The 21594-nt window shown below is 62.1% G+C and carries 16 protein-coding genes; 10 read left to right on the forward strand and 6 right to left on the reverse strand.

The features are described from left to right. The first annotated feature begins 732 nt into the window (after positions 1-732). The 4 genes from pgaA (at position 733) to C6V82_RS03310 (ending at position 6852) form a co-directional block, all read left to right on the forward strand. Positions 733-3156: a poly-beta-1,6 N-acetyl-D-glucosamine export porin PgaA gene (gene pgaA, locus C6V82_RS03295; protein ID WP_229843055.1), complete on the forward strand. Its 2424-nt coding sequence runs from the start codon at positions 733-735 to the stop codon at positions 3154-3156. Next, positions 3153-5195 (forward strand): poly-beta-1,6-N-acetyl-D-glucosamine N-deacetylase PgaB, encoded by a 2043-nt coding sequence (gene pgaB, locus C6V82_RS03300; protein ID WP_229843054.1) that lies wholly within the window; start codon positions 3153-3155, stop codon positions 5193-5195. The genes pgaA and pgaB overlap by 4 nt, the downstream gene beginning before the upstream one ends. Further along, entirely contained in the window at positions 5192-6436 is a 1245-nt protein-coding gene (gene pgaC, locus C6V82_RS03305; RefSeq protein WP_102589446.1) for a poly-beta-1,6-N-acetyl-D-glucosamine synthase, read from the forward strand. Before pgaB ends, pgaC begins: the two co-directional genes overlap by 4 nt. A 62-nt stretch (positions 6437-6498) precedes the next feature. After that, entirely contained in the window at positions 6499-6852 is a 354-nt protein-coding gene (locus C6V82_RS03310; protein WP_102589447.1) for a hypothetical protein, read from the forward strand. A gap of 115 nt (positions 6853-6967) precedes the next feature. Here the strand turns inward: C6V82_RS03310 and argE are convergent, their stop codons facing one another. Next, positions 6968-8122: an acetylornithine deacetylase gene (argE, locus tag C6V82_RS03315; RefSeq protein ID WP_102589448.1), complete on the reverse strand. Its 1155-nt coding sequence runs from the start codon at positions 8120-8122 to the stop codon at positions 6968-6970. A gap of 167 nt (positions 8123-8289) precedes the next feature. Here argE and C6V82_RS03320 point away from each other — a divergent pair, with 167 nt between their 5' ends. The 3 genes from C6V82_RS03320 (at position 8290) to C6V82_RS03330 (ending at position 10832) form a co-directional block, all read left to right on the forward strand. Further along, positions 8290-8655 carry a DUF1428 domain-containing protein gene (locus C6V82_RS03320; RefSeq protein ID WP_102589449.1) on the forward strand — a complete coding sequence of 122 codons (366 nt, stop codon included), beginning with the start codon at positions 8290-8292 and terminating at the stop codon, positions 8653-8655. A gap of 182 nt (positions 8656-8837) precedes the next feature. Next, positions 8838-10265: a Glu/Leu/Phe/Val family dehydrogenase gene (locus C6V82_RS03325; protein ID WP_102589450.1), complete on the forward strand. Its 1428-nt coding sequence runs from the start codon at positions 8838-8840 to the stop codon at positions 10263-10265. Positions 10266-10412: 147 nt separating this feature from the next. Next, on the forward strand, positions 10413-10832 hold the full coding sequence (locus C6V82_RS03330; protein ID WP_180978346.1) for a SpoIIAA family protein: 420 nt from the start codon (positions 10413-10415) through the stop codon (positions 10830-10832). Positions 10833-10886: 54 nt separating this feature from the next. On the opposite strand, the gene C6V82_RS03335 is transcribed toward C6V82_RS03330, so the two are convergent. After that, positions 10887-11969, reverse strand: coding sequence for a hypothetical protein (locus C6V82_RS03335; protein WP_219724533.1), 1083 nt, complete (start codon positions 11967-11969; stop codon positions 10887-10889). A gap of 117 nt (positions 11970-12086) precedes the next feature. Between C6V82_RS03335 and C6V82_RS03340 the strand changes: the two genes are divergently transcribed. Continuing rightward, positions 12087-13562 carry a ferredoxin reductase family protein gene (locus C6V82_RS03340; RefSeq protein ID WP_102589452.1) on the forward strand — a complete coding sequence of 492 codons (1476 nt, stop codon included), beginning with the start codon at positions 12087-12089 and terminating at the stop codon, positions 13560-13562. Between the two features lie 136 nt (positions 13563-13698). Here the strand turns inward: C6V82_RS03340 and C6V82_RS03350 are convergent, their stop codons facing one another. Together C6V82_RS03350 and C6V82_RS03355 are read right to left on the reverse strand one after the other, a co-directional pair. Continuing rightward, a complete protein-coding gene (locus C6V82_RS03350; RefSeq protein ID WP_102589453.1) occupies positions 13699-17013 on the reverse strand; it encodes an AAA family ATPase in 3315 nt (1104 codons plus the stop codon). Then, positions 17010-18314 carry an exonuclease SbcCD subunit D gene (locus C6V82_RS03355; RefSeq protein WP_219724534.1) on the reverse strand — a complete coding sequence of 435 codons (1305 nt, stop codon included), beginning with the start codon at positions 18312-18314 and terminating at the stop codon, positions 17010-17012. The genes C6V82_RS03350 and C6V82_RS03355 overlap by 4 nt, the downstream gene beginning before the upstream one ends. 75 nt (positions 18315-18389) lie before the next feature. On the opposite strand from C6V82_RS03355, the gene nfi reads away from it, so the two are divergent. Further along, on the forward strand, positions 18390-19115 hold the full coding sequence (nfi, locus tag C6V82_RS03360; RefSeq protein ID WP_229843053.1) for a deoxyribonuclease V: 726 nt from the start codon (positions 18390-18392) through the stop codon (positions 19113-19115). Between the two features lie 214 nt (positions 19116-19329). Here nfi and C6V82_RS18250 read toward each other — a convergent pair whose 3' ends face one another. Next, positions 19330-19542, reverse strand: coding sequence for a DapH/DapD/GlmU-related protein (locus C6V82_RS18250; protein WP_219724535.1), 213 nt, complete (start codon positions 19540-19542; stop codon positions 19330-19332). Continuing rightward, positions 19508-21088 carry a MocR-like pyridoxine biosynthesis transcription factor PdxR gene (gene pdxR, locus C6V82_RS03375; protein ID WP_180978347.1) on the reverse strand — a complete coding sequence of 527 codons (1581 nt, stop codon included), beginning with the start codon at positions 21086-21088 and terminating at the stop codon, positions 19508-19510. Before pdxR ends, C6V82_RS18250 begins: the two co-directional genes overlap by 35 nt. Positions 21089-21136: 48 nt before the next feature. Between pdxR and C6V82_RS03380 the strand changes: the two genes are divergently transcribed. Continuing rightward, positions 21137-21583 (forward strand): GNAT family N-acetyltransferase, encoded by a 447-nt coding sequence (locus C6V82_RS03380; RefSeq protein ID WP_102589456.1) that lies wholly within the window; start codon positions 21137-21139, stop codon positions 21581-21583. Positions 21584-21594: the final 11 nt, after the last annotated feature.

Below are 21594 nucleotides of genomic sequence, written 5' to 3' on the forward strand. Positions count from 1 at the left end.
AGGCATGTCGCTTCTTGTCGGGGTGGCACCTGCCACTACTGTCGCAAAGTATAAGTGGCCATTCAGAGTGTTTCCGTGCGGTAGCGCACTGATATATAGAAAATATATAACTACTTGAAATTATTGCGGAATGCGGCCTTTTTTTGGCTCGTTAGTGTATCGGGCTCATGCGAAAGAGTGAGATTTCTCTGACCGCGAATATTATTTTTCTAGTTGTTATTTTTTTGTGGTGCTGAGCGCTTGTCTATTAACTGGTTGATAAAGTTGGCGGCGTTAGTCTACGTTTGCCGTTTTTTATACATAATAGTTAACAAAGTTTTTTTCATCGCGGCTGGTTTATTTTTTTTGCGACCTGTAGAGTGGTGCTCTATGCTGAACTGTGAACTTTAAATGTATTAAGCATCCGTCATTTTGGATGAGGTGGTGTAAGACGGTTTTTCTCTGAAGCGTTAGTCACCACTACAATTCCATAACCTTATGGAATGGAAGTTAATTTTTGAGGTGCTGTTGGGTAGTATGCGAACAACATGTTTCTCATTATGACTTGCCCTCTGCAATAAAATTCCCAATATGAGTAATCCGAAAATATAAGCTCCTGTAAAGAGACGCATGTTTCCAGGTTGAATTTAAGTAGGATTGTCAGACCCAGTCAGTCCCTTGTCATTTCGTCTATGACAGGGGGGCTGGGGTCACTAGTGCTGCGGCGAAAAAGTCGGCACAGGAAGGAGTACCATGTTCAGAGCAATAGGAATGCTGGTGTGCTGCGTGGGTCTGCAAACGATCGGCGCTGTACAGGCCCAGGGGCAATCCCTGGATGATCGGCGAGAAGCCTGGGTCATCAAGGCCCGTGAAGGGCAGTTGAACACCGGTATAGATGGCCTTGGAAGCTTATACACCGAGACGCGTGATCGCCGGGTCCGTGACGATTTGATCGCACTGCTGATTCGTGCCGAACGCTACCAGGACGTGCTGCGTGTCTGTGCCGACTGCCATCCCGACTCGCTCTCGCCGAGCAGCCTCGAAATGCTCGGCATGGCCGCGCGACAAACACGCGAATACGCCAAGGCAACGTTATACTATCAATCACTTACACAGCGTCAGCCGGATAATATTCAGGGCTGGCTGGGGCTCGCACTGACCCAGCTCGCGAGGGGCGATGTCGAGGCTGTCGAACGACTGTTGCAGCGGATGCAGGCTCGCGAAGGGCGAACGCCGCAGTGGTTCCAGACGCGTCTCGAGTTGGCGTCGCAGCTCAATGCGCCGCTCATGGAACTGCAGACTCGCCATTGGATGGTTGAGCGCTCACCGGATGACCTTGAAGCGGTGCAGGCGCTATATCGCCTGGCCGTCGAGTTGGGGGCCACCATCGCCGCCAACCGGCTGATGACCGAGTATCCCCAGGCCTTCACGACCACGGATCGTCAGTGGCTGCGCTACTACCGCGCCAGAGATCAGCTGCGCCTGGCGCAAACGGCCAACAAGCCCGCGTTGTATGCCGAAGCACTGTCCGGCTTCAATGCCCTACTGGATGAGTCGGATGCCGATGCTGAGTTGGTCCAGCGCGTCGAGTTCGACAAGCTGGCAACCCTGGTGAAGCTGCGCCGTTTCAACGAGGCGGAACAACTCGCAAATGCGCTGCAACAGCGCCATGGCGAGCTGCCTATCTATCTGCGGCAGGCGCGCGCTGAGGCGCTCTACGGTGTAGGGCGCCCCGCGGATTCGGTGGCCATCTACCGGGAATTGATCGAAGTCAACCCTGCTCAGGCTCATGCTGACGACGAACCTCTGAATGCGCCGCTGTTTTATGCCTATGCCGATTTGCGGGCCTTCGATAGCGCCAAGCACGTGCTTGATGATTGGAAGTCTCAAGAACCCGCGACGCGCTGGGACTTTACCGGTACCCAGCGTCTTGGCAACCCCAATCATGAGCAGATTCTCCAGCTCGAAATGTTGCTGGAAGCCTGGCGAGGTGGCCTGGATGCCGCCCAGGTGCGGCTCGATGAGCTCCTTCAACGGGCACCGGCCAGCGCATCGCTCTGGAAAACCCAGGGCGATGTCTACCGCTGGCGCGGCTGGCCACGCAAGGCCGAGGAGACGTATCGACGTGCCGAACAACTGTCCGCGCCCGATAACCGTGATGGCGCCAGACAAGCCATCCTGATGTCGAGGCTCGACCGTGGCCAGTGGCGTGGCACCGTTGACGCCATCGAGCGTCACCTCGAGCAGGGCCTGCCCAGCGTCGACCGCGACAGCCTCGAACGCGATCTTCGTGAACGTCGAGCCGGCGGGCTGACTGTCAGCGGCGAAGCCGGCAGTGGGTCGGGCAGCGGAACGCAGAGCTCACGCGATTGGCGCTATGAGGCACGTCTGGAATCCCCGCGGGGTGACGATGGAGGTCGCTTCTTCGCCCGGCGCATCGGCATCTTTGGCGAGTATCTGGAACAAGGCCTCTACGCCGCCTACAACACCATCGGTTACGAGTTGCCGCTGTACCCGGCCACGTTGTCGCTCAGTGCGGGGCAGGGGGCTCAACTCAATGACGAGCCCGTGCTGTGGGGAGAGCTGAACTACGCCTTCAACGACCATTGGTCCGCCACGTTCAACGCTGAATGGAATACCGCGCAGACGCCGTTACGGGCACTGAATGACGGCTTCAGTGCCGATCTCTATCAGACCTCGCTGAACTATCACCGGGACGAGTCCGGTGGCGGCGCTATCAGCTTGACCATGCTGGATATCGATGATGGCAACCAGCGACGCTCATTGACCGGCAACTGGCGGGAAACCCTCTATCAGTACGACGCGTGGCGAGTCCAGGCGGCGGTCTATGCCGGCACCTCGAAAAATGACGACGTCGAGGCCAGTTACTTCAACCCGCAAAGTGATATCAGCCTCGGCGGCGAACTGAACGTGGAGCACAGCCTGCCAATTGGCTACCGCCAGTCCTTCGTTCAAGGCGTCACATTGGGTACCGGTCGATATTGGCAGCAGGACGAAGATGCCGCCAACACCTGGCAGATCGGCTATCACCACCGCTGGGAGCTTTCGCCCAGGTTGCATCTGCAATATGGCGTTGGGCGCAGCAAGTCCATCTACGACGGTGACGCGGAGTTCGACAACGTTTTCAGCATCGGTCTGGACTGGAGATTCTTATGAATGCGCATATCCCGGCAGCGTTTTACCGCTGCATCGTGTCGGTGACGACGCCGCTCGCCTGCTACCGTCGGTGCTTGTGCCTCCTGGCCACCATTCTGCTGGTGCTCCCCGGCGTTTCGCTTACGGCGGCCATGGCTCAATCCGCCGAGGCCGTTGATTCCCCCGAGTACACCGTCCTGAGCTACCACGATGTGATCGATTTGACGCGTACCCCGGACCTGAAGATCTATCCGCAGACCATCACCCGCAACAAGTTGATCCAGCAGTTCAACCTGATCGGCGACCTGGGCTATCACCCGGTCAGTCTTCAGGACATCCTGGATGCCCAGGCCGGCAAGCGCTCACTGCCCGCCAACCCGGTGTTGCTGACCTTCGATGATGGCTATCGCAGCGTCTATGACATCGTGTTGCCCCTGTTGGAATTGTATGACTACCCGGCGCTGGTCGCCCCGGTGGGCAGTTGGCTGGACGTGCCGGAAGGCGGCCAGGTGCCCTACGGCCAGATACAACTGCCTCGCGAGCGTTTCCTGAGCTGGGACCAGATGCGAGAGTTGCAAGCCTCGCCATTGGTCGAAATCGCCACCCACACCTTTGATATGCACAAGGGCGTGGTCGGTAATCCTTTCGGCAACGAGCAGCCGGCGGTGGGTACGCCGAAATGGAGCGCGCAGGGCTACGAGAGCATCGATGCCTACCGCCAGCGCATCCACGATGACCTCAAGCGTGCCCGTGACCAAATCGAGCGAGAAGTCGGCGAGGCGCCGCGCTCGGTCATCTGGCCCTATGGCGGATATACCCAGACCACGCTGAGTATTGCCGCTGAGCTAGGCATGCCGCATACCTTCAGCCTGCTGGCCAAGCCCAACCGGCTGGCGGATGACACCCGCGACATCAACCGCTACCTGGTCGATCAGGAAACCTCACTGGAAACCTTCGAGGAATACCTGGGGGGCAAGATCTGGGACCCGGCCAATGAGCGTGTCATTCATGTCGACCTCGATTACGTCTATGACCCCGACCCCGGGCAGCAGGCCAGCAACCTCGATGCGTTGCTGGACAAGGTCAAATCTCAACAGATCACCACGGTTTACCTGCAAGCTTTTGCCGATCCTGACGGTAACGGCGTGGCCGAAAGCCTGTACTTCCCCAACGAGCACCTTCCCGTGCGTGCCGATCTGTTCAATCGGGTGGCCTGGCAGCTCAAGAAGCGTGCCGGCGTTTCGGTGTATGCCTGGATGCCGGTCATGGCATTCGATCTTGGCGACGGCCACCGCTATGTCAGCGATGCCAACCTGGGCGAGCCGAACCCGGATCACTACCGTCGCTTGTCGCCATTCGTCGAGGGCAACCGTGAAATCATCGCCGAGATCTATCGGGACCTGGGCTACTACGCCAAGTTCGATGGGCTGATCTTTCACGATGATGCCTTCCTCGGCGACTTTGAGGATGCCTCGCCGGCGGCACTGAGCTGGTACCAAGAGCAATGGGGGCTGCCCGGCTCGATCGCGGCGATTCGTGAGCAGGACGCGCTGATGGCTCGCTGGACGCGACTCAAGACCCGGTTCTTGATCGACTTCACCCATCAGTTGACCGCTGAAGTCTCCCGCTTTCGCATGTACGACACCACGGCGCTTTACACCGCGCGCAATGTCTATGCCCCCGTGGTTCTAAATCGGCAGAGCGAGCAGTGGTTCGCCCAGGAGCTGGAAGCCTTCGCCGATGCCTATGACTACACCGCGGTGATGGCCATGCCGTATATGGAAGAGGCCGAAAACGCGGATGCCTGGCTGAAAAATCTCGCCGAGGTCGCCATTGGCCGGGTCGATGCCGACTCGCTGATCTTCGAGTTGCAGGCACAGGACTGGCGGGACCAGACGCCCGTTCCCAGCGAAACGCTGGCCCGGTGGATGCGTATCATTCGGCAGGCCGGCATCAACCAATACGGGTATTACCCCGACGACTTCATCAACGGCCACCCCGATGCCGATGTCCTGCGGCGTGAGTTTTCTCTGGGAGCGTCTCTGGTGGAACTGCCATGACCTTTTTCGACATGCTCTCGACCTTCGCTATCGGTTATCCCAGCTTGATGGCCGTGGTCTGGATCACTGGCGGAATCTATTACTACTTTCACTGGGAACGTGGCCAGCCCCGGGTGCCTGAGTTGACCGGAAATGACATGCCACCACGCGTGACAATACTGGTGCCATGCCACAACGAAGGCGCTAACATCAACGAAACCATTGACCATCTGTTTCGGCACAACTACCGCAACCTCGAAGTCATTGCCATCAATGATGGCAGCCGTGACGACACCGGAATGAGACTCGATGCCCTGGCTGAACAATATCCCGGTCTGAAGGTGCTTCATCAGACCAACCAAGGCAAGGCGGGTGCCATGAATCATGGTCTGTCACACGCCACCGGAGAATTCATTGTCGGTATCGATGGCGATGCGGTGTTGGACTATGACGCGGTTTACTGGATGGTGCAGCACTTCCTCAAGAGCCCCCGTGTGGGGTGTGTCACGGGCAACCCCCGTGTACGCACCCGCTCTACGGCGATCGGCAAGATACAGACTGGCGAGTTCTCGTCGATCATCGGGCTGATCAAGCGTGCCCAGCGTATCTACGGAATGGTGTTCACTATTTCCGGGGTGATCTGTGCCTTCCGGCGTACCGCCTTGAAGCAGGTCGATGGCTGGAGTACCGACATGATCACCGAGGATATCGACATCAGCTGGCGGCTGCAGCTGTCCGGCTGGCAGGTGCGCTACGAGCCGCGTGCGCTGTGCTGGGTGTTGATGCCCGAGACCCTGCGTGGGCTGTATATGCAGCGCCTGCGCTGGGCCCAGGGTGGGGCCGAGGCGTTTCTACGCCACTTCACCACGGCGACAACACTGCGCAACCGACGCTTCTGGCCGTTGATCGTCGAATACATCGTCAGCGTACTGTGGTGCTACTCGATGCTGGCTCTGCTTGTCACCGGTCTGGTCAGGCTGGTGTTGGGGATGGACGTTGGTAGTGAGGACAGTCTTCTTCACTGGCTCGGTGGCGCACTGTTTCTGCTTTGCCTGTTGCAGTTCTGCGTAAGCTTCATGATCGACAGCCGCTACGACCGCAACATGATCAATTGCTTGTTCTGGTGCATCTGGTATCCGGTGGTTTACTGGATGCTCAACATGGCCACCGTTGTCGTGGCATTTCCCATCGCCGTGGTGAGGCGACGTGGTCAGCCCGCCACCTGGAGAAGTCCCGATAGAGGGGAGAGATTCCGTGACTGATGTCACCGAAATCGCCCAGCTTCTCTTGGTAACCGATTACCCTTTTTGAGATGGAGACTTCCATGATGACGTATCGCAGCGACACCGTGACTGCCCCCTCGGATGCACTCAACACCCTGGGGTCTGTGATTATCAGCAATACTCGCCGTGGTAACTGGCAATATCACTTTCGTGACCTGGCATTGATGGTGACGACACTCGGGCTCTGGTTCCTGGTGTTGTCGCAAACCTATGTGCAGATGGTGAGCACCGATAGTTGGGCGGATGTCGCATTTCTTGTGCACTTGTTCGAGATCATCGGGGTGAATTTCTTGATCGTGTTTGCCCTGGTGCACTTTTGGGTGCTGTATGAGCGCCTGTTGCATTCCTTGCGCCAGCGCCGGCAACGTCGGCGCAATGCTCGGGTAAACGGGTGAATCGCCTGCTGGCATAGGATCCAGCCAATGTTCACAGCACCCCTCACCGCCCAGGTGAGGGGTGCTGTCGCTTGTGCCTGTCGCCAACGATGATGGCACAACCGACATCGGGGACTTACGCGCGTGTGAGGCGACCGCCTAGCGCGGCCATGAAGCGAGTGCAGGCATCGAGCTCGCTGATGGCGATGAATTCATCGGGCTGGTGGGCCTGGCTGATGCTGCCCGGTCCACAGATCACGGTGGGCAGGCCTTCGCGCTGGAACTGGCCGGCTTCGGTGGCATAGGCCACGGCACCACTGGGTCGTTCGCCGAGCAGCGCATGACACAGCGCCAGCACCTCGGCATTGTTGTCGTCGGCAAGCGCCGGCACGGTGGTGTTGAGCGCCTCGGTGACGATGCTCGCCTCGGGGGCGCGCTTTCGCATCTCGGCTTCAAGCGTCCGGGCGTAGGCATCGACGCGTCCCACCAGATCCTCGTAGCGGTCGCTTGGCAGGTGACGGATTTCCCAATCGAAGCGACATTCTCGTGCCATGATGTTGATGGCCGTGCCACCGCTGATGGTGCCCACGTGCAGGCTCGAGTGCACCACGTTGAAGGCTTCGTCCACCCGGCCTTCGGCCTTTAGCTCGGCCATCACGTCCTCGATACGCGTGACCATCCGGGCCGCTACATGGATCGCCGAGACCCCCTGGTTGACCTGGCTGGAGTGCGAGGCGCGGCCAGTCACCGTGGTGCGCAGGTTGGTAGCACCCTTGTGCGCCACCACCGGTTGCATCAGGGTCGGCTCGCCGACGATCACCGCCGCGGGTCGCGGGTGGTCGGCCATCAGCCGTTCGATCATGCGCGGCGCGCCGATGCAGCCGACTTCCTCGTCGTAGGAAAACGCCAGGTAGAGCGGCTTGGCCAAATCGAGCGTCACCCAACGCGGTACTTCGGTCAGCGCGCAGGCGATAAAGCCCTTCATGTCGCAGGTGCCCCGGCCATAGAGGCTGCCATCGCCCTTGTCGGTGAGTGTGAACGGGTCGGTGGACCATGGCTGGCCATCCACGGGTACCACGTCGGTGTGTCCCGAAAGCACCACGCCGCCCTCGACGGCCGGGCCAATCCGCGCCAACAGGTTGGCCTTGCCGCCATCATCACTCGCGTAGCGCCAGTGTTCGACGCCATGCCGATCCAGCCAGTCCTCCACGAAACGGATCAGTTCGAGATTCGAGTCGCGTGACACGGTGGCGAATCCCACCAGGCGTTCCAGCATCTCGTGAGTGGTCATGATGGGCTCCTGTGCAGCGTGAAGGGGGTCGCAAGCAGCGTGGCAAGCATCAATGAGAGACGTACCGTCAAGACGCTGACAGCGAACGTGACGTCGCGGCGACAAACAATGAAAACCTGCGCGCAGACTATCATGAGAGGGCACTGACTGTTCAGGAGGGGTGTGCCATGTCCTATGTTGATGGCTTCGTGTTGCCGGTCCCCGTGGAGAGGCTCGATGACTACCTGCGCCTGGCCCGTCATGCCGGGGAGGTGTGGCGAGAATACGGGGCACTCGAGTACGTCGAATGCGTGGCGGATGACGTCAAACCCGGCCAGTTCACCTCCTTTCCGCAAAGCGTCAAGCTCGAACCCGGCGAGGTCGTGATCTTCGCCTGGATCCGCTACGCCTCCAAACGCGAACGCGATCGTATCCTGGCTGAAGTGATGAAGGACCCGCGTCTTTCCGACATGCTCGACAGCACCCAGCTCCCGTTCGACAGCCAACGTATGTTCTGGGGCGGTTTCAGAGAGCGTATCCGTTTCGCGACGTGAGCGGTTGACGTCCTGGCCTAATGAATGTGCCTGGATGCGCGAGCGTGTCGTGAATTGCCATGCCTATTTAGGCCGACGGCTATTCAATACGGAGGCATTTACGGTATTGCTAGACTGGAAAGCGGCGCAGGCCAGCCCGCTGTGCCGGTGACTCACAAAACAATAGCGATGGAGTGCGCGAGATGAGCGATACCAAGTACGCACAGCAAGGCATGACATTTCGTGAAAGCGTCGAACACATGGTCGATAATGCCATCGGTATCATGGGATTGGATGCCGGGCTCGGCAATGCGCTGAAGGTCTGCCAGAGCGTGGTGCAGGTCTCCTTTCCGGTGGAGATCAACGGCAAGGCGGAGATCTTCACCGGCTGGCGAGCCACCCACAGCGACCACCGCTTGCCCTCCAAGGGTGGTATTCGTTTCGCGCCGATCGTCGACCAGGACGAGGTGGAAGCTCTCGCGGCGCTGATGACGTACAAGTGCGCCATCGTCGATGTGCCGTTCGGAGGCTCCAAGGGTGGCTTGATCATCGACCCACGCCAGTACGCGCCCCACCAGCTGGAAGCGATTACCCGCCGCTTTGCCCGCGAGCTGATCAACAAGGGCTACCTGAGCCCCGCCCAGAACGTACCGGCGCCGGACATGGGCACCGGCCCCCGGGAGATGGGCTGGATGGTGGATACCTACCGCCAGATGTTCCCCAACGACATCAACTACATGGGCGCGCTTACTGGTAAGCCGGTAGAGCATGGCGGGGTACGTGGACGTAACGAGGCCACCGGGCGCGGGGTCCAGTTCGCCCTGCGTGAGCTGTTCCGTCACCCGCAGGAACTGGAGCGCTGCGGTCTCTCCGGCACGCTTTCCGGCAAGCGGGTGGTTGTTCAGGGCTTGGGCAACGTGGGTTATCACGCCGCGCATTTCCTTCAAACCGAGGATGATTGCCTGATCACCGCGATCATCGAGCGCGACGGCGCGGTGGTAAACCCCCAGGGCCTCAACGTGGAGGCGGTGCGCGAACACATTGCCGCGACCGGCGGAGTCACGGGTTTTGCCGGTGGCGAGTACCGCGAAGACGGCATGGCGGTGCTGGAAATGGAGTGCGACATCCTGATTCCGGCGGCCCTGGAGGGTGTGATCACCGTCGACAACGCCGAACGTCTCCAGACCAAGCTGATTGCCGAAGCGGCCAACGGCCCGGTGACCTTCGACGCCGACAAGATTCTTCAACGTCGCGGTATCGAGATCCTGCCCGATGCCTACTGCAACGCAGGCGGGGTGGTGGTTTCCTACTTCGAGTGGATCCGCAATCTCAACCATGTGCGCTTCGGCAGGCTCGATCGGCGTTTCCACGAAGCTCGTGGAGAGCAGATCATCGAGGCGATCGAAGGGGCCACTGGGGTCGAGGTGCCCGGGCACCTGCGCGACAAGATCGGCCGCGGCGCGGACGAATTCGACCTGGTACGTTCCGGCCTGGATGACTCCATGCGCCTGGCTCTGCAGGCCATCATCCAGACCCGCCGCGACAACCCTGAGATCAACGACTACCGCATGGCTGCCTACGTGATCGCCATCGAGAAAGTGGCTCGCCACTATCGCGATATCGGCTTCTGATCTGCGTTCATGGACGCGGGAGATGTACCCTTGCATCTCCCGCAGATGGGAGATCACGCTCAAGCGGTTGCCCAACCCTGTCGAGCCCTGACCGGCTATGCTGAAGGCAGGCGACGTGCCCATTCTCCATGTCCCAGGGAGATCACCATGTTGGAGTTCATCACCCATCCGGCGGAACATGTCGTGGCCATCAGGGTCGGCGGAGTCGTCACGGCCCGCGAGTTACAGCAGGCCATCGACGCCATCGAAACCGCCAAGCGCCATCACCCCCGGGTCAGCATGCTCGCCGAGCTCGACGGCCTGCGCTGGATGACCCTCACCGCACTGTTGAAGGATTTAGGCTACAGCCTTACCCAGCTCGGCGATCTTGCGCATTATCATCGCGCTGCCGTGATCACCGACAAGGAGTTGATCAAGCACATTGCCAAACTGGAGGATCGCCTGTTCAAGGCGATGGAGATTCGCACCTTCTCGCACCGCGAGCACGCCGCCGCCATGCGCTGGGTGGGTGAACTGCCCAAGGGCGATCATGAAAATCCGGAAGAAGACGGCTACCACGGGGCTTGATATGTCGCGTTAGCGTTGATCCACCCATGCTTTAGCCGTCAGGCAATTCGGAAATCAACGTCGAACTGATGGCACTTCCACATCGATGCGCTGCGCAAGGCTGGCAAGGCTGTCGTGCAGAAGTTGCAGCATGTAACCGGGGTTATGAACGTAGGCTCCGGGGTCTTTCTTCGAGAACTGGTAATTGTAGGCCGCCTTCAGCAGGCGCGGCGTCCAGCTCTGATAGCGGTTGGGGAAGACAGCCTCGTCCGGACTGATTTCCCCGTCGGCATCGGTATCGGCAAAGAAGTAGGGGAAGGTATCGGCTGAGTAGCCGACCGGTTTGTCCGATACCTCCGCGGCGTAGCGAACGATCGCCTCGCCCAGGTGGGTGCGAAGGGTCTCTATCTCACCATGGATGCCTTCGGCGGTATCACCATCGCCATCGAAATCGCCGTGCCGGGTGCGGATCGCCGTGATCTCATCCACGCCGCGATGGCAGCTCAGGCACGTCTCGGTCGCCACCTTGGTGCTATGTGGTTCATGGCAGGAAGTGCAGGTGCTAGCGCTCGGCACGTGGTCGAAGCGCCCGACATAATCGCGCCCGGCATACTGGTATCCGCCGCGAACGGACGCGCCATGCAGTGTCGCTGCCGCAACCCCGTAATGGACGTTGATGAAACCAAGCTCGGGGTCGACCGCATCTTCGTCGAGGCCTTCGACCCGCGCGGCGACAGTGTCGGTGGACGCGCGGCCCTGATGGCAGACCGAACAGACCGCCGACTCGCCCAGCGCCGTGACGCTTGCGCCCGAAGGAAACGTCACCTCGTCGAGCTCATGTGCAGCAGTCGTGTGACAGGAGGCGCATCCGATCGGCACATTGATCGCCGCCGGGGCATCGACGATGCCCGCCGGGCTCCCGTCCGCGCCCAGGTAATCGATGAAGCCAGGCTCTGAATGGCAGGCCGCACATTGCGTCGGCACCTCGCCTTCCGCGTTCCAGTGCGTGAACGAGGGAGACTGGTAGTCGCCGTGCGGAGCCGCGAGCCACGCCTCGACGATCGCGGGGAGCGCCGTATCGTCATCCTGCGCCATGGCGGTGGATGCCAAGGCGAAAGTCGCAATGATCGCGATGCGTTGGATACCTCGGCGGAACATGGGTCAGTCCTCCTCGCCAGTGCCCCGTGACGTGCTGACACTGGCACCTGAGGCACAGCATTCCAAGGGCTTGGTCTATCTTCGATCATAGGCGCGGGATTGATGAAGGGAAACACGATGACGAGCCCCGACGACAGCAGCACCCATGACGCCACCACCCGTCACACTATTCGCTTACCGGGTCCCGCGCTTGCGATGTGCTATCTCGGCGTGGTCATGCTGCCACTCGCGGTGGCGCTGTTTGGCCACGCCGCGCCTTCCGACCGGTGGGAGCGAGCGGCAGCAGCGCTTGGTATGGTCGCTGTCATCGCGATGGCAGTGCAGTTCGTGACGTCGGGACGCTTCAACATCGTCTCGCGCCATCTCGGCATCGACAGGGTCATGGCCTTCCACAAGATTGCGGCGTGGTGGCTGCTGGTCGCAGTGGTCCTGCATCCTCTCATCTACGTGCTGCCTACCTGGCTCGAGGCACCGGCGTTGGGGCGTGAGCGGCTGGCGTTCTACCTGAGCTCGCCACATTACCGCAGCGGTGTCGTCGCCTGGGCAGCCTTCGCGCTGCTGCTGATCACATCACTGCTTCGCGAGCGCCTGCCGTGGCGCTACGAGACCTGGCGGATCACGCACCTGCCGCTTGGTTTCGTGGCGTTGATGGGAAGTGTGCACCACGCACTCACGGCTGGCCGGTTCACCGCTGCTTCGGGGTTACCGCCCCTCTGGCTCGCAACAGGCGCCGCCGTCGCGGTGGTAGTCGGAGTGCTCTATGGCTGGCGTTGGCTCAAGCTGCATCGGCGTCCATGGACGCTCGCCCGTGTCTCGCCCATTGCCGAACGGATGTGGGAGTTACATCTCGAGCCTGCGCCCGGAACGCCCCCCTTGGTCTATAGCGCCGGACAATTTGTCTGGCTAACCGTCGGGCGGAGACGGTTTCCACTCTTCGACCATCCGTTTTCGCTCTCCGATAGTCCCCAGGATCCCGGAGTGAAGCTGATTATCAAGGAGGCTGGTGATTTCACGAGCAAGGTGGGCGCCCTGGTGCCCGGCACGCCGGTGGGGGTCGATGGACCTTTCGGTGAGTTTGTGCTGGAAGGCACCGACGCGGAGGCCGTGATCCTGATCGCGGGTGGTGTCGGCATCGCGCCGATAATGGGGCTCCTGCGCGACATGGTGGCGAAGGGTGAACGACGTCCCGTCCGGCTCGTCTACGCCGTTGGCGACCCCGCGAACTTCGCCTGCCTCGACGAGATCGATGCAGCCCGCGCGAGGCTCGATCTACACGTGCTCCTGCTTTCCGAGACCCCCGCTCCCGGCTATGGCGGCGAGATTGGTCTGCTCGACCGGGATCGTCTCCCCTCCCTCCTCGAAGGGCTCGATCCGGTGCAGTCAGTAGTGCTTATGTGCGGTCCCGGCGGGATGGTCACGGCCGTCTCGGACGCGCTCCTCGACGCTGGCATGCCGATGCATCGCATCATCTACGAGCGCTTTGACTACGCCGCCGGCCCATCACGACTGGATCGCCGCCGCACCCGCCGCTTAGCCGCCATTGGCGGCGGTCTTGCTGTGGGGGTAGCGATGTTCGCGTTGGCCACCAGTTGAGCCGTGCCGAACGCGCGCTACACGGATGGCCACACGCATAGACATCAAACGGCATAAACAAGCGATGAGAACACCGACAATTCGTTCCGATATCCAGGCAGCCCCTAAAAGCAACAGCGATAGCGAGCATGCCCGGTCATGGGCAGACGATGCGCGTATGGCTGGTGCCGTTGCCAAGCGGCTCCACCTGGATCTGCACCGGGATGCGTTCGTGCATCTCCTGCACGTGGGAGATGACCCCCACACGCCGGCCAAGCGCCTGCAGGCCGTCCAGGGCATCCATGGCCAGTGCCAGGGATTCGGGGTCTAGGCTGCCGAAGCCTTCGTCGATGAACAGCGATTCAATCACCAGCTCTCCCGATGCCATGGACGCGAGCCCCAGTGCCAGGGCCAGCGAGACCAGGAAGGTCTCGCCACCTGAGAGCGAGTGCACCGAGCGCTGTTCATCTGCCATGTCGGTGTCCACTACCAGCAGGCCCAGCGGGCTTCCGCCGCGTCTTAGCCGGTAGCGGCGACTCAGCCCGCTCAGGTGAACGTTGGCGTGTTCGAGCAGCTGTTCGAGGTTGTAGGCCTGGGCGATACGCCGGAACAGCTTGCCGTCGGCGGAGCCGATCAGCTCACTGATTTGCCCCCAGCGGCGATAGTCGGCGCGGGCGGTGTCGAGTTCGGCTTGGCCTTCTCGCCGGCGCGCGCGCTTGCGCTCGTCGTCGCTCAGCGCGAAGGCGGTGTCGTCGCGGGCACGCTGGGCCTCTTCAAGCGTCGGCTCGAGGGCGTTGCGTTCGCTGGCAAGCGCCTCTCGGCCCTCGCGGATCGCTTGATCGGCGCGATCTCCCAGCAGCGCTTGTTCACTTCGAGCGTCGGCATGGCCGTCGACCGGTGTCATTTCTCGGCGGTGTGCGAGCAGTGCCTGGCGGCGCTCTGCAAGGGTGGCTTCGGCTTGCTGGCGTGCCTGCTCGGCGGCGTTCAGCTGTTGTTCCTGGCGCTTGGCGTCTTCGTCGGGCTGCTCAAGTAGCCGCTCGAGCGTGGCATCACTCAGCTTGGGGTTGGCCTGGCGCCACTCGGAAAGCGTCTGGGAAAGGGTCTCGTACTCACGCTGCAATTCGCTCAAGCGCTGGCGCTGATGGTCGCGCTGCTGCGTGAGGCGTTGGAGTTCCTGGCATGCTGCGTTGTACTTCGCCAAGGCGTTATCGCGTGCCTGATAGGCGGTCGTTTGTGTCTCGTCGAGGTGCTGTTGCCAGGCATCCGGTGAAGCGTGCTGGCCAAGCTGGGCCTTGAGTCGGCTGCCCAGTGCGTCGCGCTGGGCCTTGAGCGGCGGAAGCTGTTCGGCCAGTTCGCCAAGCGCCTTGTCGACACCTTCGCGACGAGTCTCGTACCGCGCCAGGCGTGTCGCGTCCTCCTGCAGGGCGCGCTTGAGCGGCTCGATCTGTTGCTCGGCCTGGCTGAGCTCACTCAGCCGTTTTTGATGATGCGATCGGCTTGCCTTGCTCTGCTCGGCCTGGTCGGCCAGCCAGGTGTCGCGCTCGGCGCCGTCGATATCGGTGAGTTCGCCATGTAGCGGGTGGTTCTCCAGGGCCAGACGGGCATCCTGAGACTGCTGCTCGGCGGATTGGGCCTCCTGGCGAGCTTGCTTGAGCGCGGCTTCAAGTGCGCTGTATTCACTGAATAGCCGGTCGCGTTGCTGCTGGGCAGAGTCGAGTGCGTCGCGCGCCTCCTTGAGCTGGCGTTCTTCTTCCTGCTGCTGGGCGGCCAGTTGATGGGCCTCGGGCGTGGCTGGTGGCCGATGGCGCCAGGGATGGTCGAGACTGCCGCAGACAGGGCAGGGTTCGCCGTCTGCCAGTCCATCACGCAAGGCGGCAACACTTTCACTGCGCACCGCTCGGCCACGTTCGATCACGGTGTTGACGGTTTGATGGTGCCCGCGCGCCTTCTCGAGTTGGCTCCTGGCCTGCTGGCCTTGCTTCAGGAGTGTGGCCAGCCGTGGCTCATCCTGTTGTATCCGGTCGACCAGGCGCCGGTGATGGTCGACGGCCCGACGGTATTGCTGCCAGCGGCTGCTGAGCTCGTCAAGAGCCAGCTGGCGTTGTGCGGCCTGGTCGAAGGCCCGTTGGGAAGCCTGCCGGGCTTCCTCGAGCTGGGAATGATCGCCCATCAACTGTGCCAGGGTGGCCTGCCAGTCATCGTGTTGTTGGCGGCGTCGTTGATGCTCGGCGCGGGCCTGCTGGTGTTCGGCATCCAGTTCGCCACGCTGTTTTTTGAGGTCGGCCTGGGTCCTTTCCTGCTGGGCCACCTGGTGTTCGAGATGGGCCAGATCCGCCGCCTGTTGACGGGCCTCGCGCAGCGCGGGTTCGGCGTGCTGGCGAGCTTGCCGTGCGGCTTCCATGGCCTGTTCTGCCGCCTCGTGAGCCTGTCGGTGCTGTGCCTGAGTCGCCTCGGCCTGCTTGAGCGCATCCAGGGTCCGGGTTTGCTTGTCTTGCTGCCGGGCGATGTCGTCGGGCAGCGAGGCCTGGCGGGTCAGGCGGTGGCGCTGTGGCAGAATCACCCGGCGCCACTCGCGATCGGCACGAGCCTGTTCCATGGCCTGCCAGTCCATGTCGGCCTGGCGTTGTTGGTGGCGCCCTTCGTCGAGGGCGTGGCGGAGACGCGCGTCGGTATCGTGCCAGCGTTGGCGCGCTTCGAGCCTGGCCTGCTGCTGTTGCAGATCGGTCAGGGCCTGACGGGCGCTCTCGGCCTGTCGTTCGAGTTCGCGGCGGGTCTCGGACTCGGCGGGCAGGTCATCGGCGAGCTTGGCTTCCAATGCGTCCACGGCCTTCTTGGCTTCGCTTGCGCGGCGATAGGCGGCGATGGATATCTCGGAATATTCGGCGGTGCCCGTCAGTCGTTCCAGCAGGTCGCTGCGCTCATTGTCGTCGGCCTTGAGGAAGGCGGCGAACTCGCTCTGGGCCAGCAGCACGGCACGGGTGAACTGGTCGAAGTTCAGGCCGAGCACGTCGGGTAGCAGGCGGTCGAACTCGCGTTTCTGAGTGGTCAGCAGGCGGTCGGCATCGAGGTCGCGCAATGACTGTTCCACTGCCTGAAGCCGCCCTTGAGCCTTCTCGCGGGCGCGGCGCACCGCCCAGCGGGCGCAGTAGCGGCGACCATCACGACCGAGGAAATCGACCTCGGCATGGCCACTGGCAGTGCCTCGCCTAAGCAAGGTACGTGGATCGGCGGTACTGAGTGTTTCGCCTTCCACATCGGGGAGCGGCGCATCGCGGCCGGGCGCCTGGCGAAGCCTGGGGGTGTTGCCGTACAAGGCCAGGCACAGGGCGTCGAGCAGGGTGCTCTTGCCGGCGCCAGTGGGCCCGGTAATGGCGAACAGGCCAGCCTCGCGCAGTGGGGATTCGGTGAAGTCGAGCTCCAGCGGACCGGGCAGCGAGGCCAGGTTGGCAAGACGCAGCGAGAGAATCTTCATGGGTGAGACTCCGCTCGGGCATCATCCGTGGCGTCGCTGTCCAGCACCTGCTGTTGCAGTTGGTTGAAATCCGCCATCACATCGGGGCCTGGCGGCTCGCCCCAGTGTGCCTTCCAGGTCAGCTCGAACAGCCGCTGTGGGCCCATTTCTTCAAGGGTGACACGTGTCTTGGGAGCCTCTCTGTCGATATCCGGCAAGCGGCGTGTGAGACGCAGCAAGCGCATGGCCTTTCCGTCCAGGGCCGCTTCGACGCGGGCACGAAGATCCGGCACCGGGGCGTCGAGCATCACGCTGACCTGAAGCCACGGCCAGCGTTCACGCGGCAGTGCCGGGTCGTCCTCCAGCGCCGCGAGGCTGGCCAGTACCGCATCGAGTGGTGCCGGGCCGATGCGCTGCATGGCCACCGGGCGTGGCACCGGGATCGTCTCGGTACCGTGCAGCGCATCACCCGACAGCCGGACTTCCACCACTTGGTGTGGATAGTCAACCTCGCTGAAGTCCAGCGGCAGAGGGCTGCCGCTGTAGCGAATACGTGGCTCGCCGACCTGCTGGGCACGGTGCAGGTGGCCGAGTGCCACGTAGGCGATCTCGGCGGGAAACAGGCCAGCCGAGATCGATTCTTCTCCGCCGATCACGATCGGGCGTTCACTTGATTCGGAGACTTGCGCGCCATGCAGATGGGCATGGCTCATCGCCACTAGTGCCTGGCCTGGCTCGCGGCGCTCCCGCGCGGCGGCGAACAGCTGTTGATGCACATGAGTGATACCCTCGACATACTCATTGCGGGGCGTTTTTGCGCTCTCGGCACTTTCCTCTTGGTCGCCTGGCTTGCCGCCGAGGTGATGCCCGGTGACCTCCGCAGGGCGCAGAAAGGGCAGTGCCAGGCACCAGGCGCGGGTCTGGGCGTCACTGTCGGTGAGCGGCACCAGCAACCGTTCGGCATCCAGTTGGCCGTCATCGAGCCAGTTGACCCGACCTAGTGCATGGGTGCCCAGGCGACGCATCAAAGGTGCGGGTAGTTCGATGCGGTTGCCGCTGTCGTGGTTGCCGGCGATCATCACGATATCGAGCTTGGGCAGGCGCTCATGGGCGGTAACGATGAAGTCGTACAACAGCTCCTGGGCGCGCAACGAGGGATTGACCACATCGAAGATATCTCCTGCCACCAGCAGCGCATCGGCGTCGCGCTCGACCAGTGTCTCGAGCAGCCAGTCGAGGAAGGCGCGGTGTTCGGTATGGCGCTCCTGGCCGTGGAAGCTCTGCCCCAGGTGCCAGTCGGCGGTGTGGATCAGTGTCAGCATCGGCCCCTCGGTCGCTCATCACGCGGCAAAAGCCGTAGTCTAACCCGAGTGCAGGCCATGAATCAGGAAGCCCGAATGTCCAAGCCTCCCTTGCATGACTGGGACCTCGCGCCGAAAGCGGCCATTGAATTGCAGAAGCACCTGGCAAGCGGGGTGGAGCTGGAGGATCGCCTCGACACGGTTCGTCATATCGCCGGGGTGGATATCGGTTTCGAGGCCGGTGGCGAGATCACCCGCGCGGCGGTGGTAGTACTGGCCTGGCCGCCAAGCGGAAGCGGCGAGTTCGAGGTGGTTGAGCAGGTGGTGCATCGCGAGCCAACGCGGATGCCCTATATACCCGGGCTGTTGTCGTTTCGCGAGGTACCTGCGGCCCTGGCTGCCTTCGATGAGCTGTCAACGACGCCACAACTGGTGATGGTCGATGGTCAGGGCATCGCTCATCTCCGACGCTTCGGTGTGGCGTCGCACCTGGGCCTGTGGCTGGATCTGCCGACTATCGGCATTGCCAAGTCACGGCTATGCGGGCGTCACGCCGAGCCTGGCAACGAGCGGGGCGACTGGGTGCCTCTGGTGCACAATGACGAGACCATCGGTGCCGTGCTGCGCTCCCGCGCCCAGGTCAATCCGGTGTTCGTCTCGCCCGGTCACCGCCTCTGCCTGTCATCCGCGCTTGAGTGGGTGGTGGCCTGCCTGGGGCGTACCAAGCTGCCGGAACCGACCCGGCTGGCGGATCGCCTGGCATCACAAAAGGCGTCACAAAAAGGATTTGATGGACCGCGAGGGCGAAGCGGTAGCCCGTGAGCGGCTTTCAGCGAGGTGTGGGGCAGCCATTACACGGGATTCAGCAACAAGGTCGATGCCGCGGGGCGTGGGGCTCAGGCGCAAGCTCGGCGAGGATGCCGGCCGCATCGAAACGGTGGCCGGGGTTGGCTATCGCTATCGGCGCGTCAGCCACAGCGAGGGCGGGAGACGATGATCGCGCCTGCGCAACAGCATGCCGTCAGGCCGAGCGGAGTCAATCATCGTCCAGCGCCTTGATGACACGCGCCGGGTTGCCGACAGCGACGACGTTGGCGGGGATGTCCTTGGTCACGACGGCGCCCGCGCCAATCACGCTGTTCTCGCCGATGGTGACGCCAGCGAGCACGATGACACCTCCGCCCAGCCAGACATTATCCTCGATGGTAATGGGTTCACCCGCCAGCATTCTTTCCTTTGCGGTGCTCATAGGGCGTTTTTTCCTTGGTGACTTCTCGGGCAATGCTCAGCCAGGCATCGCTGAGCCAGCGTCCGGCGCGGTCGATGTCGTTTTCGTTGGCGCCGGCGTAGCCGAGTACCAGTCCCGGCTGGCCGGGTTTGCGCCAATAGTAGCCGGAAAGTGCTGATAGCCGCAGCCCGGCTTCGTTTCCCTGCCGAACCAGTTCGCGCTCCATCTCGTGACTCTCGAGGTAAGCGACCAGGTGCATGCCCGCGTGGCCGGAGGAGAGCTCGAGCCCGCGAGCAACCGCTGGCGCCAGGGCACGGCGCAGCGCCGCCTGGCGACTTCGGTAGCACTTGCGCATGCGCGCCACATGGCGGGAGAAATGGCCCTCGCTGATGAAGTCGGCCAGTGCCGCCTGGGCGACATATTGCCCCTCGCGATGCAGGCGGGCATTGATACGCCGGAAGCTGTCGACCAGCGAGGGTGGCAGCACCAGATAACCGAGTCTCAAGCCTGGATAGAGCACCTTGCTGAAGGTGCCGACATAGATCACCGGAGCGTCATCCATCAACCCCTGAAGCGAGGCGATCGGCGCACTGGAATAGCGAAATTCGCTGTCGTAGTCATCCTCGATGATCCAGGCACCATGCTGCTGAGCGATCGCCAATAGCGCCGTGCGGCGCGACAGTGGCAGGGTCGCGCCACGGGGATACTGGTGCGAGGGAGTCAGGTAGATCAGCTTGGGAGACGGCGTCTCGGCGGCAAGCGACGCGACATTCATGCCGTCCTCGTCCACCTCAACCGTCTGCAATGTCAGCCCCGCCGAGGCGAAACAGGCCTGGGCGCCGCCATACCCTGGCTCCTCCATCAACACGCTGTCACCCACGTCGGCAAGCAGCCGCGCGATCAACTCAAAGCCCTGCTGGGCGCCCTGGGTGATCAGGATCTGCTCCGGTCGGCAGCGCACCGAGCGCGACAATTGCAGGTAGTCGCAGAGGGCATCGCGCAGGCTGCTGACACCGCCGGCATTTTGATAATCGAACCAGTCGATGGGCGCACGCTGCTGGTGGCGCCGCAGCAAGCGTTGCCAGCGTTCACGCGGGAAACGATCCAGGGCGGGCACGCCGGGAGCAAAGGCGAGGTGTCGCTCGCTCGATGAGGCACTGAAATCAAGCAGTCGCTCGCCGCGTCGCGACAGGGCGACTGGTGCCGTATGGTCGGCGACCTTACGAGCCTGTGGGTCCCATTGCCACTCGGCAACGAACACGCCGGCACCCTGTCGCGATACCAGAAAGCCTTCGGCAACCAGGCGGTCGATGGCGCCCAGCACGGTGTTCCGGCCGATACCCAGGCTGGCGGCCAACTGCCGGGAAGAGGGCAGGGCGTGGCCGGTGCTAAGCTGCCCCTGCTGGATACCGCTACGCAAGGCATCATAAAGCCGCTGGCCAAGCGTTCGGTCATCGGGTGTGGAGAGCTGCAGGTTCAGGGCCTCCTGAATCCACAGTCGATGGGCGTTGGGATCTGCCACTGGTTCCTCATGAATAGGCAAGACTGGTTCTTCTTGGGGAACCATTATGCCGGCAGACTGACGCTTCGTCACATCCAGACAGTGAGCCTTGCCATGATCACGATCTCCCAAGCGACACGCGAACAGCTCGACGAGCTGGTGCCTCTGGTCGATGGCTACCGCCAGTTCTATCGTCAACCCAGTGACCCCGATGGCGTCCGCCATTTCATGGCGCAGCGCTTCGACAAGGGCGATGCGCATGTGCTGCTGGCTCTCGATGAAGACAATCGCGCCATTGGTTTCGCGCAGCTGTTTCCGGTGCCTTCGACGACGAGCCTGGCAACGCGCTGGATACTCAACGACCTGTTCGTCATGCCCGAGTCACGCTGTGAAGGGGCCGGAAGTGCCTTGCTGGAAGCCGCGCGCGACCTGGCGCGTTCCCAGGGTGTGCCACAACTGATGCTACGCACACAGGTGGAAAACAGCGTGGCCAAGGCCCGCTACCAGGCACTTGGCTGGCAGCGCGACACGGCCTTCGATACCTACCTGATCACTGCCTGAGACCTTCGAGA

The sequence above is a fragment of the Halomonas urumqiensis genome (genome assembly GCF_003028575.1).
GTDB lineage: Bacteria > Pseudomonadota > Gammaproteobacteria > Pseudomonadales > Halomonadaceae > Halomonas > Halomonas urumqiensis.